Genomic DNA, 15,952 nt, shown 5'->3' with positions numbered 1-15,952 from the left:
CCATCCTACGTCCGAGCCAGATCACGGCCTGGTCAGCGCTCCAGCGGCACCACAGCCATGGTCAGTCGCGAGATGCAGCTTGGCTTGCCATCATCCCCGTGCAGGCGGATTTCCCAGACGTGGGTCGAGCGGCCGATGTGCACCGCCTTTGCCACCGCCGTCACCCGCCCGCTGCGCAAGCCGCGCAGGTGGTTGGCGTTCACCTCCAGGCCGACGCAGTAGTACTTGGAGGTATCCAGGCACAGATAGCTCGCCGTGGAGCCGACAGTTTCCGCCAGCACCACCGAAGCGCCACCGTGCAGCAGGCCATAGGGCTGGTGGGTGCGCGAATCCACCACCATGCTGGCGGTCAGCGAGTCGTCGTCGAACGCCTCGAAGCGGATATCGAGCACTTCACCAATGGTGTTCTTCAGGTTCGCGTTGAGCTTTTCCAGGTCGGGCTTGGTGCGCCAGGTCATTCATCATTCCTTCTGTCATTCATGCCATTGCACCGCCTCGCGGCGCTCCGCCCATTCATTGAAGCGCTGACCGTAGGTCCCTTCCACCACGTTGCGCTTGATCTTCAGGGTGGGCGTGAGGAAGCCGTTGTCCACCGTCCAGACGTCCTTGACCAGCACCAGTCCGGCCAGGCGTTCGTGCTTGTCCAGCGCGTCGTTCACCTCCGCGAGCAGTTCCTGCAGGCTCTGCTCCAGTTGACTGCGCGAGCCGTTGGCGGCTTCCTGGCGGCCCACCTCGGACAATACGCAAAGGCCCAACGGGGCGATCAGGCCGTCGCCGACCACGCAGATCTGCTCGATCCGCGAATGCACGGCCAGGCGGTTCTCGATGGGCGCCGGGGCGACATACTTGCCCTTGGCGGTCTTGAAGATTTCCTTGATGCGACCGGTCAGGCGCAGGTGACCTTCGGCGTCCTGCTCGCCCTTGTCGCCAGTGCGCAGGAAACCGTCCTCGGTGATGGTCTCGGCGGTACGCTCCGGGTCCTTGAAGTAGCCGACCATGGTCGCACCACTGCGTACCTGCACTTCGCCCTCGTCGCTGATACGCACCTCGACGCCGGGGCTGTTGCGGCCGATCCAGCCGACCCGCTGCTCGCCCGGCCGGCAGACGTGGGAATAACCACAGTTCTCGGTCATGCCATAGACCTCGAGCACGTTCAGGCCCAGGCGCTGGTACCAGTTCAGCAGCGCCTCGGGTACTGGCGCAGCTCCGCACAAGGCGTAACGCACAGCATCCAAGCCGAGGCCGGCGAGCACCTTACGGCCGACGAGACGGCCGATGATCGGTAGACGCAGCAGTCGGTCGAGCTTCTGCGCCGGCATCTGCGCATAGACGCCCATCTGGAACTTGGTCCAGATGCGCGGCACGCCGAAGAACACCGTGGGCCGCGCGCGGCGCATGTCGGCAACGAAGGTATCCAGGCTTTCGGCGAAGAAGATCGTCTGTCCAGCGTAGATCGACGCCATCTGCACGAACATGCGCTCGGCCACGTGGCACAGCGGCAAGTAGGACAGCAGGCGATCTTCTTCGCCAACGCCGAACAGGTCGATGGCATGGCTGGCGGCGAAGGCGAAGTTGCCGAAGGTGTGCATCACGCCCTTGGGCGTACCGGTGGTACCGGAGGTGTAGATGAGCGTCGCCAGGGTGGCGGCGTCCGGGCGCGGATCATCGCGGATCGGCGATTGCGCCTGCAGGTCGCTCCAGTGATGGTCAAAGCGTCCTTCCGGGTGCAAGGGCAGCGCCACAGTAGGCACGTCTTCGGGAATGCCGTCGACCATCGCCGGCCAGTCGTCCAGCTTGCCGATGAAGGCCACCCGCGCTTCGGAGTGGGTCATCACCTGGCGAACGGAGTCGGCGGTGAGGTTGGGATACAGCGGCACCGAAACGTGGCCGGCCATCCAGATGGCGATGTCGGCGACTATCCAGTGCGCGCAGTTCTTCGAAATGATCGCCACCCGGCTGCCTTCGGGCAGGTCCAGGCTGCGCAGCCAGGCGGCGGCGCGGCGGGCCTGGTCGCCCACGTCGCCCCAGGTCAGGGTCTGCACGTCGCCGCCGGTGAGCGGCTGCACCAGGTAGCGTTTGTTCGGGTGGCTCTTCTCGCGCTGATAGAACAGGTCGAGTGGTAATCGGACTGCTTTAACCACGTGCCCCTCCTTTGTTTTTTTTGTCAGAGGTGTAGCTCAGGGATATAGCGATGGATCAACCAAGCACTTGCTTGGTTGAATATTCCATGCAGCGCAGCGGCAGACAAGGCTGGTCGTGTGAACTTTTGTAGGATTTAGCCGAAGGATCGGCTTCGACCGCTCTGCAACGGGCCTCGCGCCGAAACATCCGGGCACGATTTGCCGGCGACAGAAATGCAAAAGGCCCCTTTCGGGGCCTTTTTCGGAGTCGGACGACTCAGGAATGCCGTGGGTGGTAGAGCGACACCAACTCCATCAGCCCCGCTACCGGCACTTCGCCCTCCAGTTCCGCCAGGGTGGCGGTGCTGAACGGTACGGCGTCACTGCGGCTGCCATGTACCAGCAGGCCGGCCAAGGCGCCCACCAGCGGCTGGTGGGTGACCAGCAGCAGGTTTTGCTCGTTGCGGCCATCGAGGAAGCGCAGCACATCCTTGGGGTCATCATCCGGAGTCAGCCAGGGTGCGGTGCCGACCGAGCCCTCGAAGCCCAGTGCCTCGCGGACCAGTTCAGCGGTTTCCTGGGCGCGCACGTAGGGGCTGGCCAGGATGCCATCGAGCGGGTGGCCGGCGAGTTGGGCAGCGCTCTTGAGCGCCTCCTTGATGCCGTGGGCGGTCAGTCGCCGCTCCGAGTCGCGGCGGGCCTGGGGCTCGGCTTCGCCATGGCGCAGCAGCCAGAGCTTCAAAGCTTCGGCTCCTCGTCACGCACCGGGTGCGGTGCCGGCGGCACGTCGTGCGGAGTCTCGCCTTCGGGAGAGTGCGCGGTTGGCCAGTCGGAGAACGGCCAGGGCTTCGCTTCAGTCTGGAAGGTACCGAAGCGACCGATCTGTGCGAAGTACTGGCTCAGGCTGTCGCCGAAGCCCATCAGGCTGCCGCTGGGCGCGCCGTAGATGATGCGGTAGATCAGCTGGATGATCACCACGGCGCCGAGGATCATCTCGGCGACGAACCAGACCAGCGCAAAGACCAGCATCCAGACGACGCGCAAGACCAGGGACTCCTTCTCTAGACGGCCAGCGGGCTGACGTTCAGCGGACATGGTGATACCTCCTCAGAAACCGGTGGTGGGAATGAAATCGACATCGGTCTTCGGCTCACCGCTCATCAGCGCCCCGATGACCTGCTCCAGGGTGCGGCCGCCGAACAGGATGGCGTTGAGGCCGGCGACCAGCGGCATGTAGACCTGCAGCTCATCGGCCTTGGCCTTGAGCACCTTGAGGGTGTTCACGCCCTCGGCGGTCTCGCCCATGCGCGCTACGGCGTCTTCCAGGGTCAGGCCTTCGCCCAGGGCGAAGCCCACCTGATAGTTACGGCTCTTGGGTGACGAACAGGTGACGATCAGGTCGCCCACACCGGCCAGGCCGAGGAAGGTCATGGGGTTGGCGCCGAGCTGGACGGCGAAGCGGGTCATCTCCGCCAGGGCGCGGGTGATCAGCATGCCCTTGGTGTTCTCGCCCATGCCCAGCGCGGCAGCCATGCCGGCGATAATGGCGTAGACGTTCTTCAGCGCGCCGCCCAGTTCCACGCCGAAGCGGTCGCCACTGGCATAGACGCGGAAGGTGCGGCCGTGAAGGGCCTGCTGCACCTGGGCGCAGAGGTCTTCATCCTCGCTGGCGACCACGGTGGCGGTCAGCTCGTGCTCGGCGATCTCACGCGCCAGGTTCGGGCCGGAGATCACTGCGATACGGGATTTCGGCGCGATCTCTTCGAGTACCTGGCTCATCAGCTTGAAGCTCTGCGCCTCGATCCCCTTGGTCAGGCTGACCAGCATCTTGCCCGCCAGCTCCTCACTGCGGCCGTCGAGCACCTTGCGCAGGGCGCTGGAGGGCACCGCGACGAAGATCATCTCGCACTCGACCAGCGTCGCCGCAAGGTCCGTGGTCGGCTCCACGCCGTCATGGATGCGCACGCCCTTGAGGTAGTTGGGATTCTCGCGGCGGGTACGGATCGCCTCGGCCTGCTCCTCGTCACGCATCCACTGGCGAACGCGCTGTCCGTTTTCTGCCAGCAGATTGGCGAAGGCGGTGCCGAAACTGCCACCGCCGAGGACGGCGATCGGTTGCTGCTGTGTCATGTCTGTTCCATTGGTGGCCGCCCAGGGGCGGCGATTGGGCCATTATAAGGCCGCATCGGCGAGCGGCCAGCCTGTATCGCGGACTGGTAATCAGCGCAGCCTCGTTTAACATCCGTCGTGTGGAAAACGTCTAGCCGTAGACATTGACCGAACCCATAAAAACCGAGAACAAGGCCGTTCCGTGCACCGTCCCGTCCGCGCTCCCCTGCCGCTCTCCCTGCTTGCCGCCTTGCTGGCGGGCAGAGCCGTGGCGGGCGACCTGTTCGTGGACAGCCTCGACGTTCCTGAAGTTCTGACCGCGACCCGGCTGAAACAGTCTCCGGCGGAAGTTCCCGGCAGCATGACGGTGCTCGACCGCGACCTGATCAAGGCCTCCGGCGCCCGCGACATTCCGGAACTGATGCGGCTGGTGCCGGGCATGATGGTCGGCTACCTGTCGGGCAACCAGGCGACGGTGAACTACCACGGTACCAACGTCACCGAAGCGCGGCGCCTGCAGGTGCTGGTGGACGGCCGCTCGATGTATCGTCCGGGCCTGGCCACGGTGGACTGGAGCGATATCCCGGTGGCCATCGAGGACATCGATCGCATCGAAGTCTTCCGCGGCCCCAATGCCGTGAGCTACGGCGCCAACGCACTCATGGGCGTGATCAACATCCTCACCCGCCACCCCGCCGACAGCCAGGGCACGCGACTGAAGTACACCGCTGGACAGAATGGTGTCCGTGACTGGTACGCCAGCCAGGGCATCCATGACCGCTCCGGCGATTACCGGCTCTCTCTTTCCGGCCAGGAAGACGACGGCTTCGACCACGACCAGTTCGGTCGTGACTACCGCGACGGTCGCCGTCTGAGCCGCTTCAACCTGGTGGCCAGCCACAACCTTGACTTGCGCAACAGCCTGGACTGGCAGCTCGCCGCCAAGGAAGGGAGCAACCAGCGGCCCTACGACTACGAGCCGATCTTCGGCAAGATTCCCGACGGCGACGACAACTCCGACCTGACCGCCCGCGACTACGCCGGCTCGCTGCGCTGGACCTTCGACGTCAACCCCGAGCACAGCTTCTACGTGCAGGGTTACGCCGAGCACTGGGAGCGCCTGCAGGATTTCGACGCATGCGAGGCGCAGGTCGCCTTCAGCCCACAGCTCGCGCAATTGTGGGCGCTGGATCCGAAGTACGTGCAGAGTTTCGCCGACTCACTGCCGCGCATTCCCCGCGGCACTGCGCAGGAACAGGCGCTGGCCCGGCAGGTCGTCCAGCAGCTGGCGGCCGGCGCCTATCTACCGGTCTGCGGGCAGGTGAACCAGAACATCCGCGAGACCCGCTACGACCTCGAAATCCAGGACACCCTGAGCCTCGCCGACGGCGTGCGGCTGGTCAGCGGCCTGAGCTATCGCCACGACCAGGCCACCTCGGAAACCTACTTCGACGGCGCGGTGAACAACGACATCTGGCGCCTGTTCGGCCAGCTGGAGTGGCACCTGACGCCGCATTGGCTGCTGCAGGGCGGCGCGATGGTGGAGGACGATCAGCTCTCCGGCAGCTCGGTCAGCCCGCGCCTCGCCCTCAACTACCTGATCACCCCGCGCCACAGCCTGCGAGCGGTGTACTCCGAGGCGGTGCGCTCGCCGGACATGTACGAGAACGATGTGAACTGGAGCTACCGGGTTCGCAACCTTTCGGAGCCGGTCTACGGCCAGTCCAGCGCCTACTACTTCGCTCGTGCCCACGGCCCCGGCGACCTCGACCAGGAGCGCATGCGTTCGCGGGAAATCGGCTACAACGGCCAATTCGACGAACTCGGGCTCGCGGTCGACATCAAAGCCTACTACGACGAAATCCACGGGCTGATCAGCGATCCCTTGAAGGTCTCCGACTTCGAACCGACCAACGACAACGACATCCGCTTCAGCGGCGCCGAGACTCAGCTCGACTGGCGCCTGACGCGGCAGGACCGTGTGCGCCTGACTTACGCCTATGTCGATTACGACGCCAGCAGCCGCTATGACCAGCGCCTCACCGCACGCAACAGCGGCTCGGCCGGCTGGATGCGCGACTGGGGGCGCGGCTGGTCGAGTTCGGTCTTCTACTACGGCGACGATGCGCTGAACGAACACCGCTTCGAGCGCGTCGACCTGCGCGTAGCCAAGCGCATCCCGCTTGGTCGCGCGGCGCTGGAACTGGCCGGGGTTCTGCAACAGCGACTGGACGACGAGCCCCTGACCTGGCCGGAAAACCGCTACGACAGCCGCCACCTGCTCTACTTTAGCGCCGAGGTGGACTTCTAGCATGCCTGCCCGCCGCTCATGGACGAGCCCTGGCCCCTTCCTCACTGCCCTGCTCCTTGGGCTCGCCTGCCTGTTTGCGCTACCAGCCCAGGCGCGCGACATCCTGCTGGTCAGCACCGAACAGAGCGCTGCGCTGCAAGACTTCGCCGAAGCGCTGGCGCGACGTCGACCGCATGACCAGGTGCGGCTGGAGTCCCCGGAGAACCTTCCGCCAGCCGCCAGACTCGATAGCGAAACCCGCCTGCTACTGCTCGGCAGTGGCGCGCTGAACTGGCGCCTGGCCAGCCATGACGCACCGCCGGCGCTGACCCTGCTGGTCAGCCGTGTCGAAGCCCGGCAGGTGCTGGGCGAGCGCGAGCCACCGCACCTGAGTCTGCTGTGGAGCGACCCGCCACCGGCCCGCCAGTTGCAGCTGGCACTGCAGCTAAGCCCGCGCCCGCAACGCATCGGCGTGCTGGTCGGCCCCAGCAGCGAGTTCCTCCTGGAGGAGCTTCAGCGCACCGCCGAACGGCTCGGCATCGAGCTGGTCAGCGAACTGCAAACCCGCGCCGAAGACAGTCGCCCACTGCGAGAACTGCTCGGTCGCAGTGACCTGCTGCTCGGGCTGGACGACAAACAGCTTTATAACGCGCAGACCATCAAGGGCATCCTCCTCAGCGCCTACGCACAGAACCGGGCGCTGATCGGTCCCACCGCCGCCTTCGTCAAGGCCGGCAGCCTGGCCAGCACCTACAGCGACCAGAGCGACTGGCTGGAGACCCTCGACACCCTGCTCGACGAGCCGGCGGAGCAATGGCCCCGCAGCCTCTCCCCCGAACGCTTCAAGGTGCAGAGCAACCGCCAGGTGGCGCGCTCGCTCGGTATCGACCTGCAAGGCGACGCGGAACTCGCGCAGCGCCTGGCCGAAGGAGAAAAACCATGAGTTCCCGCAAGAGCTGGAACATCCAGACGCGCATGTTGGCCATCAGTCTCGGCCCGGCGCTGCTGCTGACCGTGCTGCTGACCGGATATTTCACCTATTCGCGTCTGCAGGACCTGCGCCTGGAGTCCAACCACACCGGTCAGCTGATCGCCAACCAGCTCGCCCCGGCGGCGGAATACGGAGTGATCTCCGGCAACCTGCCGGTGCTGCAGAGCCTGCTGCGGGCGACCCTGAGCACCGCCCACGTACGCTTCATCGAAGTGCGCGACCGCGGTGACAACATCCTTGTCTACGTCGAGCACGCCGCCGATCCCGCGCAGTCGAGCACCAAGGTGGAAATCTTCCACGCCTCGATCCAGCGCGAGAACATCGCCCTCAACGGCAGCGACCTGGCCAGCTCCAACGACATGCTGCCGGCCGCCACGACGCCCAGCGGGGACTATCTCGGCCGCGTGGTGGTCGGGATGGCCAGTGACGCCTTCAGCGAACGACAGCAGGAAATCCTGCTCAAGGCCAGCCTGCTTGCGCTGTTCGCGCTGATCCTCACCTACCTGCTGGCGCGCCGCCTCGCCCGCCGCCTGGCCGCGCCGATCCGCACCATGGGCCGCGCCGTGCAGGCGATCCAGACCGGCGACTACCACACCATCTTGCCGGTGCCGGACGACGGCGAAGTCGGCGACCTGGCCCGGCACATCAACAACCTTGCCCGCGGCCTGCAGCAGGCCAGCCTCGAGCAGGAGCGCAGCATCGCCCAACTGGTGGCCGCGCGGGAGGAAGCCGAAGAGGCCAACCGCGCCAAATCCGACTTCCTGGCGATGATGAGCCACGAGCTGCGCACTCCGATGAACGGCGTGCTGGGCATGCTGCAGCTGCTGGAAACCACCGAGCTGAACCAGGAGCAGGCCGAGTACAGCGCGCTGGCCACCGAATCCACCGAGCACCTGCTCAAGGTGATCAACGACATCCTCGACTTCTCCCGCGTCGAACGCGGCGCACTGGAACTGGAGCGCATCCCGTTCAACCTGCTGGAGCTGATCCAGAGCTCGATCCAGGTCTTTCAGCACAGTGCCCAGCAGCGCGGGCTGGAACTGGAAATGAACGTGCAGGACGGCCTCGATAACCTCGAGGTGCAGGGCGACCCGACGCGCATCCGGCAGATCCTGGTCAACCTGCTGGGCAACGCCCTGAAGTTCACCGAAGAAGGCGGCGTGCGCCTGGAAGCCACCTGGCAGGCGCTGGACGACGAAGTGCTATGGCTCAGCTGCTCGGTGCAGGACAGCGGCATCGGCATCTCCCGCGAGCGCCTGGAGCACATGTTCGAGGCCTTCCAGCAGGCCGACTCGTCCACTTCGCGACGCTACGGCGGCACCGGGCTGGGGCTGTCCATCGCGCGCACTCTGGCCGAACGGATGGGCGGCACTCTGGGCGCGGTCAGCGAGGAGGGTTGTGGTTCGACCTTCACCCTGGAGATACCCCTGCCCTTCCGGGAGCGTCAGAGTGCCGCAGACAACGGGACGAACGGCGGTGACGCGCTTGCCACTGGTCAGTCCGTGCTGCTGGTGGAGGACAACCCGGTGAATCAAACGGTCATAGAAGCTATGTTGCGCAGCCTGGGTTATCGCGTCACGCTGGTGGGTGACGGCGCCCAGGCAGTGCGGACCTCGGAACGCGGCGAGTTCGCGGCCATCCTGATGGATTGCCGCCTGCCGGTGCTCAACGGCTACGAAGCCACCCGGCAGATCCGTGCAAAACCGGGCGGCGAGCAGGTACCGATCATCGCCCTGACCGCCAACGCGCTGCAGGGCGACCGCGAGGCGTGCCTTGAGGCAGGAATGAACGACTACCTCGCCAAGCCGTTCAAACGCGCGGAGCTGCAGCGGATTCTGCAGCGCTGGGTTGCTCCAGGTCGTTGATCGACGGAGCGCTTGCCCGCAAACTGCGGACCGGCCCGGGGCCTGCGTCCCGACGGGGAAACCTGGCGTTGGCGAAAAGTGAACAAGCGTTCGCCGATTGCTGTGACTTTCACTTAAAGGCAATAGTCTATGACTAGGCTGCCGCATGACACCGTGACAAGAACAACGGAACGCGGCGCCGCAGGCACAAGCCAAACAACGCCTGCTATCCAGGATTTTTGAGGAGCTCGCATGACCAAACAAAACGCCTTCACCCGAGAAGACCTGCTGCGCTGCAGCCGCGGCGAGCTCTTCGGCCCGGGTAATGCGCAACTGCCCGCCCCGAACATGCTGATGATCGACCGCATCACCCACATCAGTGATGTCGGCGGCAAGTATGGCAAGGGCGAACTGGTCGCCGAGCTGGATATCAACCCGGACCTGTGGTTCTTCGCCTGCCACTTCGAAGGCGACCCCGTCATGCCGGGCTGCCTGGGCCTCGACGCCATGTGGCAGCTGGTCGGCTTCCACCTTGGCTGGCAGGGCAACCCCGGCCGCGGCCGCGCCTTGGGTTCGGGCGAAGTGAAGTTCTTCGGCCAGGTCCTGCCGACCGCCAAGAAAGTCACCTACAACATTCACATCAAGCGTACGATCAATCGTTCGCTGATCCTGGCCATCGCCGACGGCACCGTCAGCGTCGATGGCCGCGAAATCTACAGCGCCGAAGGCCTTCGCGTCGGCCTGTTCACTTCCACTGACAGCTTCTAAGGGTATCCGCATGCGTCGCGTCGTGATCACCGGTCTGGGCATCGTTTCCTGCCTGGGCAATGACAAAGACACCGTCTCCGCCAACCTGCGTGCAGGCCGTGCTGGCATCCGCCACAACCCGAGCTACGCCGAGATGGGCCTGCGCAGCCACGTGTCCGGTTCGGTCAACCTGAACCTGGAAGAGCTGATCGACCGCAAGGTCTTCCGCTTCATGGGCGACGCCGCCGCTTATGCCTACCTGGCAATGGAACAGGCGATCAAGGACTCCGGCCTCACCCCCGAGCAGATCTCCAACCCGCGCACCGGCCTGATCGCCGGCTCCGGCGGTGCTTCCACCCTGAACCAGATGGAAGCCATCGACACCCTGCGCGAGAAGGGCGTCAAGCGCATCGGCCCATACCGCGTCACCCGCACCATGGGCAGCACCGTTTCCGCCTGCCTGGCCACCCCCTTCCAGATCAAGGGCGTGAACTACTCCATCTCCTCGGCCTGCGCCACCAGCGCACATTGCATCGGCCAGGCCATGGAGCAGATCCAGCTGGGCAAGCAGGACGTCGTCTTCGCCGGCGGCGGCGAGGAAGAACACTGGAGCCAGAGCTGCCTGTTCGACGCCATGGGCGCCCTCTCCACCCAGTACAACGACACCCCGGAAAAGGCCTCCCGCGCCTACGACGCCAAGCGTGACGGTTTCGTCATCGCCGGCGGCGGCGGCATGGTCGTGGTCGAAGAACTGGAGCACGCCCTCAAGCGCGGCGCCAAGATCTACGCCGAAATCGTTGGCTACGGCGCCACCTCCGATGGCTACGACATGGTTGCTCCGAGCGGCGAAGGCGCCATCCGCTGCATGCAGCAGGCCCTGGCCACCGTCGACACCCCGATCGACTACCTGAACACCCACGGCACCTCCACTCCGGTCGGCGACGTCGCCGAGATCCGTGGCGTACGTGCAGTGTTCGGCGACAAGGCTCCGGCCATCAGCTCCACCAAGAGCCTGTCCGGCCACTCCCTGGGCGCCGCCGGCGTTCACGAGGCGATCTACTGCCTGCTGATGATGGAAGGCAACTTCATCGCCGGTTCGGCGAATATCGACGAGCTGGACCCGGAGGTCGCTGACCTGCCGATCCTGCGCGAGACCCGCGAGAACGCGAAGATCGACACCGTCATGAGCAACAGCTTCGGCTTCGGCGGCACCAACGCCACCCTGGTCCTGAAACGCCACAACGGCTGACCGGTGATCCAAACAAGAAAGGCGCCCCAGGGCGCCTTTTTTGTTGCCTGCGATTTCGCTCTATCCTCGCGCTACCGATCCCGTCAGGATGAGCGGGCTGATAACAGGGAGCGCACGGATGGAATTGACGATCAGGCAAGCCCACAGCAACGACGCCAAGGCCATCAGCCAGGTGATCGTAGCGGCCGTCCGAGAGAGCAACAGCCAGGACTATCCGGAGAGCGTTATCGCATCAGTGGTGGCGAATTTCACGCCTGGGCGGGTGATCGAGTTGCTGGAGCAACGCCTGGTCTTTTTCGCCCTGCTGAACGACAAGATCGTGGGCACTGGCGCCCTGGATGGCGATGTCGTGCACAGCCTCTTCATAGCCCCCTGCGCAGCAACGCAAAGGCATCGGCCAGTCCCTTATGAGCCGAATCGAGAAAGCCGCTCTGGAGCGCAGCATAGAGGCCCTGCTGGTCCCCTCCTCCATCACTGCTGAGAGCTTCTACACTCGCCTGGGCTATCGCGTGCTGCGCGAACAACTCCACGGTGAAGAGCGCACCCTCATCATGACCAAGCCCCTCAGCCCGCTGTAGGGGCGAGCTTGCTCGCGAACAGCATCGTTCTCCGACTAACGCCAGAACTGTTCACCGTGCCAATCGGTCCCCTCTCCCTTCAGGGAGAGGGTTAGGGAGAGGGCGGCGCGCCAAGCGGAAGCATCCCATGGCACAGCGAGTATTTTCCCTTCCCCAAAAACAAAACCCCCGATCAGCTTTCGCTGATCAGGGGTTTTGGAATTAGAAGCTTGACGATGACCTACTCTCACATGGAGAAACTCCACACTACCATCGGCGATGCATCGTTTCACTACTGAGTTCGGGATGGGATCAGGTGGTTCCAATGCTCTATGGTCGTCAAGCAATTCGGTTGGATGCTCGCCTTGGCGCTCATCCGAATTCGGGTTGCTTACACTAATAAGCAAAACCCCCGGCCAGCGAAGCTGACCAGGGGTCTTGGGATAGGAGCTTGACGATGACCTACTCTCACATGGAGAAACTCCACACTACCATCGGCGATGCGTCGTTTCACTACTGAGTTCGGGATGGGATCAGGTGGTTCCAACGCTCTATGGTCGTCAAGCAATTCTTTATGGATGCTCGTGGCAGATGCACACGCTCATCCAGATTCGGGTATGTGACAGGTATTTGCGGTTCACACGAACTTTCGGTTCGTTACGTCTTCACCGTACAACACACAAATTGTTTGGGTGTTATATGGTCAAGCCTCACGGGCAATTAGTATCGGTTAGCTCAACGCCTCACAGCGCTTACACACCCGACCTATCAACGTCGTAGTCTTCGACGGCCCTTTAGGGGAATCAAGTTCCCAGTGAGATCTCATCTTGAGGCTAGTTTCCCGCTTAGATGCTTTCAGCGGTTATCTATTCCGAACATAGCTACCCGGCAATGCCACTGGCGTGACAACCGGAACACCAGAGGTTCGTCCACTCCGGTCCTCTCGTACTAGGAGCAGCCCCTCTCAAATCTCAAACGTCCACGGCAGATAGGGACCGAACTGTCTCACGACGTTCTAAACCCAGCTCGCGTACCACTTTAAATGGCGAACAGCCATACCCTTGGGACCGGCTTCAGCCCCAGGATGTGATGAGCCGACATCGAGGTGCCAAACACCGCCGTCGATATGAACTCTTGGGCGGTATCAGCCTGTTATCCCCGGAGTACCTTTTATCCGTTGAGCGATGGCCCTTCCATACAGAACCACCGGATCACTAAGACCTACTTTCGTACCTGCTCGACGTGTCTGTCTCGCAGTCAAGCGCGCTTTTGCCTTTATACTCTACGACCGATTTCCGACCGGTCTGAGCGCACCTTCGTACTCCTCCGTTACTCTTTAGGAGGAGACCGCCCCAGTCAAACTGCCCACCATACACTGTCCTCGATCCGGATAACGGACCAGAGTTAGAACCTCAAGCATGCCAGGGTGGTATTTCAAGGATGGCTCCACGCAGACTGGCGTCCACGCTTCAAAGCCTCCCACCTATCCTACACAAGCAGGCTCAAAGTCCAGTGCAAAGCTACAGTAAAGGTTCACGGGGTCTTTCCGTCTAGCCGCGGATACACTGCATCTTCACAGCGATTTCAATTTCACTGAGTCTCGGGTGGAGACAGCGCCGCCATCGTTACGCCATTCGTGCAGGTCGGAACTTACCCGACAAGGAATTTCGCTACCTTAGGACCGTTATAGTTACGGCCGCCGTTTACCGGGGCTTCGATCAAGAGCTTCGCTTTCGCTAACCCCATCAATTAACCTTCCGGCACCGGGCAGGCGTCACACCCTATACGTCCACTTTCGTGTTTGCAGAGTGCTGTGTTTTTAATAAACAGTCGCAGCGGCCTGGTATCTTCGACCGGCATGGGCTTACGTAGTAAATACTTCACCCTCGCCGGCGCACCTTCTCCCGAAGTTACGGTGCCATTTTGCCTAGTTCCTTCACCCGAGTTCTCTCAAGCGCCTTGGTATTCTCTACCCAACCACCTGTGTCGGTTTGGGGTACGGTTCCTAGTTACCTGAAGCTTAGAAGCTTTTCCTGGAAGCATGGCATCAACCACTTCATCATCTAAAAGATGACTCGTCATCAGCTCTCGGCATTAAGACCCCGGATTTACCTAAGATCTCTGCCTACCACCTTAAACTTGGACAACCAACGCCAAGCTGGCCTAGCCTTCTCCGTCCCTCCATCGCAGTAACTAGAAGTACAGGAATATTAACCTGTTTCCCATCGACTACGCTCTTCAGCCTCGCCTTAGGGACCGACTAACCCTGCGTCGATTAACGTTGCGCAGGAACCCTTGGTCTTTCGGCGTGGGAGTTTTTCACTCCCATTGTCGTTACTCATGTCAGCATTCGCACTTCTGATACCTCCAGCAAGCTTCTCAACTCACCTTCACAGGCTTACAGAACGCTCCTCTACCGCGCATCTTGCGATGCACCCGTAGCTTCGGTGTATGGTTTGAGCCCCGTTACATCTTCCGCGCAGGCCGACTCGACTAGTGAGCTATTACGCTTTCTTTAAAGGGTGGCTGCTTCTAAGCCAACCTCCTAGCTGTCTAAGCCTTCCCACATCGTTTACCACTTAACCATAACTTTGGGACCTTAGCTGACGGTCTGGGTTGTTTCCCTTTTCACGACGGACGTTAGCACCCGCCGTGTGTCTCCCACGCTGACACTTCCAGGTATTCGGAGTTTGCATCGGTTTGGTAAGTCGGGATGACCCCCTAGCCGAAACAGTGCTCTACCCCCTGGAGTGATACGTGAGGCGCTACCTAAATAGCTTTCGAGGAGAACCAGCTATCTCCGAGCTTGATTAGCCTTTCACTCCGATCCACAAGTCATCCCCTACCTTTTCAACGGGAGTGGGTTCGGTCCTCCAGTCAGTGTTACCTAACCTTCAACCTGCTCATGGATAGATCGCCCGGTTTCGGGTCTATACCCAGCGACTAAAACGCCCTATTAAGACTCGCTTTCGCTACGCCTTCCCTATACGGTTAAGCTCGCCACTGAATATAAGTCGCTGACCCATTATACAAAAGGTACGCAGTCACCTAACAAAGTAGGCTCCCACTGCTTGTACGCATACGGTTTCAGGTTCTATTTCACTCCCCTCTCCGGGGTTCTTTTCGCCTTTCCCTCACGGTACTGGTTCACTATCGGTCAGTCAGTAGTATTTAGCCTTGGAGGATGGTCCCCCCATATTCAGACAAAGTTTCTCGTGCTCCGTCCTACTCGATTTCACTTCAAAGAACCTTTCACATACGGGGCTATCACCCACTATGGCCGCACTTTCCAGAGCGTTCTGTTAGATTCAAAGAAGCTTAAGGGCTAATCCCCGTTCGCTCGCCACTACTAAGGGAATCTCGGTTGATTTCTTTTCCTCAGGGTACTTAGATGTTTCAGTTCCCCTGGTTCGCCTCTTACACCTATGTATTCAGTGCAAGATACCCAGGTTATCCCGGGTGGGTTTCCCCATTCAGAGATCTCCGGATCAAAGTCTGTTTGCCGACTCCCCGAAGCTTATCGCAGGCTACCACGTCTTTCATCGCCTCTGACTGCCAAGGCATCCACCGTATGCGCTTCTTCACTTGACCATATAACCCCAAGCAATCTGGTTATTGTCTCGAACGTGAAGACGACATTCGCCGAAAATTCGCGCTTGAACTCGCAAATTTTACCTTGACTTGAATAATCACCAGTGAAAGAGATTATTCAGTCTACTTCTATCACATACCCAAATTTTTAAAGAACAGTTCTGGCACAAAGACCAGACATCAATGTTCGTTCAACCTGAACATTCATGTCTGAGCTTTCGACGATTAATGGTGGAGCCAAGGAGGATCGAACTCCTGACCTCCTGCGTGCAAAGCAGGCGCTCTCCCAGCTGAGCTATGGCCCCATTCGGATCAGCAGCACACCACAACAATTGGTGGGTCTGGGCAGATTCGAACTGCCGACCTCACCCTTATCAGGGGTGCGCTCTAACCAACTGAGCTACAGACCCAATCGTCTAACCAGTGAATCAAGCAATTCGTGTGGGAGCTTATG

10 protein-coding genes, 2 tRNA genes, 3 rRNA genes and 1 pseudogene are annotated in these 15,952 nt (G+C 61.7%); 6 read left to right on the top strand and 10 right to left on the bottom strand.

From position 1 onward, the window contains the following. Positions 1–32: 32 nt before the first annotated feature. From ACKI1H_RS14725 to ACKI1H_RS14705, 5 genes are all read right to left on the bottom strand, one after another. Positions 33–458, bottom strand: a complete 426-nt coding sequence (locus ACKI1H_RS14725; RefSeq protein ID WP_138525216.1) for a hotdog fold thioesterase — start codon at positions 456–458, stop codon at positions 33–35. A gap of 15 nt (positions 459–473) precedes the next feature. Then, positions 474–2,141 carry an AMP-binding protein gene (locus ACKI1H_RS14720; protein ID WP_440468713.1) on the bottom strand — a complete coding sequence of 556 codons (1,668 nt, stop codon included), beginning with the start codon at positions 2,139–2,141 and terminating at the stop codon, positions 474–476. Between the two features lie 256 nt (positions 2,142–2,397). After that, the gene (sixA, locus tag ACKI1H_RS14715) at positions 2,398–2,862 is read right to left on the bottom strand and encodes a phosphohistidine phosphatase SixA (RefSeq protein WP_138525218.1); all 465 of its coding nucleotides are present in this window, start codon (positions 2,860–2,862) and stop codon (positions 2,398–2,400) included. Further along, the gene (locus ACKI1H_RS14710) at positions 2,859–3,215 is read right to left on the bottom strand and encodes a DUF4389 domain-containing protein (RefSeq protein WP_440468712.1); all 357 of its coding nucleotides are present in this window, start codon (positions 3,213–3,215) and stop codon (positions 2,859–2,861) included. The genes sixA and ACKI1H_RS14710 overlap by 4 nt, the downstream gene beginning before the upstream one ends. A gap of 12 nt (positions 3,216–3,227) precedes the next feature. After that, positions 3,228–4,250 (bottom strand): NAD(P)H-dependent glycerol-3-phosphate dehydrogenase, encoded by a 1,023-nt coding sequence (locus ACKI1H_RS14705; RefSeq protein ID WP_440468711.1) that lies wholly within the window; start codon positions 4,248–4,250, stop codon positions 3,228–3,230. 181 nt (positions 4,251–4,431) lie between these two features. Here ACKI1H_RS14705 and ACKI1H_RS14700 point away from each other — a divergent pair, with 181 nt between their 5' ends. From ACKI1H_RS14700 to ACKI1H_RS14675, 6 genes and pseudogenes are all read left to right on the top strand, one after another. After that, positions 4,432–6,540, top strand: a complete 2,109-nt coding sequence (locus ACKI1H_RS14700; RefSeq protein WP_440468710.1) for a TonB-dependent receptor plug domain-containing protein — start codon at positions 4,432–4,434, stop codon at positions 6,538–6,540. Position 6,541: 1 nt separating this feature from the next. Then, entirely contained in the window at positions 6,542–7,462 is a 921-nt protein-coding gene (locus ACKI1H_RS14695) for an ABC transporter substrate-binding protein (RefSeq protein ID WP_440468709.1), read from the top strand. Then, positions 7,459–9,375 carry an ATP-binding protein gene (locus ACKI1H_RS14690; protein ID WP_440468708.1) on the top strand — a complete coding sequence of 639 codons (1,917 nt, stop codon included), beginning with the start codon at positions 7,459–7,461 and terminating at the stop codon, positions 9,373–9,375. Before ACKI1H_RS14695 ends, ACKI1H_RS14690 begins: the two co-directional genes overlap by 4 nt. 231 nt (positions 9,376–9,606) lie before the next feature. Continuing rightward, positions 9,607–10,122, top strand: coding sequence for a 3-hydroxyacyl-[acyl-carrier-protein] dehydratase FabA (gene fabA / locus ACKI1H_RS14685; RefSeq protein ID WP_017517389.1), 516 nt, complete (start codon positions 9,607–9,609; stop codon positions 10,120–10,122). A 10-nt stretch (positions 10,123–10,132) separates the two neighbouring features. Continuing rightward, a complete protein-coding gene (gene fabB, locus ACKI1H_RS14680) occupies positions 10,133–11,350 on the top strand; it encodes a beta-ketoacyl-ACP synthase I (RefSeq protein WP_138525223.1) in 1,218 nt (405 codons plus the stop codon). A 118-nt stretch (positions 11,351–11,468) separates the two neighbouring features. Further along, positions 11,469–11,928 (top strand): annotated as a pseudogene (locus ACKI1H_RS14675) (GNAT family N-acetyltransferase). 207 nt (positions 11,929–12,135) lie between these two features. On the opposite strand, the gene rrf (ACKI1H_RS14670) reads toward ACKI1H_RS14675, so the two are convergent. The 5 genes from rrf (ACKI1H_RS14670) to ACKI1H_RS14650 form a co-directional block, all read right to left on the bottom strand. Then, a 5S ribosomal RNA gene (gene rrf, locus ACKI1H_RS14670) occupies positions 12,136–12,251 on the bottom strand. Positions 12,252–12,356: 105 nt separating this feature from the next. Then, positions 12,357–12,472, bottom strand: a 5S ribosomal RNA gene (gene rrf / locus ACKI1H_RS14665). Between the two features lie 134 nt (positions 12,473–12,606). Next, positions 12,607–15,498 (bottom strand): 23S ribosomal RNA (locus ACKI1H_RS14660). 229 nt (positions 15,499–15,727) lie between these two features. Beyond that, positions 15,728–15,803: transfer RNA gene (locus ACKI1H_RS14655), tRNA-Ala, on the bottom strand. A 28-nt stretch (positions 15,804–15,831) separates the two neighbouring features. After that, positions 15,832–15,908 (bottom strand) — tRNA-Ile (locus ACKI1H_RS14650). Between the last annotated feature and the right edge of the window lie 44 nt (positions 15,909–15,952).

Source organism: Pseudomonas sp. YH-1 (assembly GCF_051990045.1).
Lineage (GTDB): Bacteria > Pseudomonadota > Gammaproteobacteria > Pseudomonadales > Pseudomonadaceae > Pseudomonas > Pseudomonas nicosulfuronedens.
The sequence above is the reverse complement of the archived record's forward strand: the minus strand, read 5'-3'. Positions and strand labels throughout refer to the sequence as shown.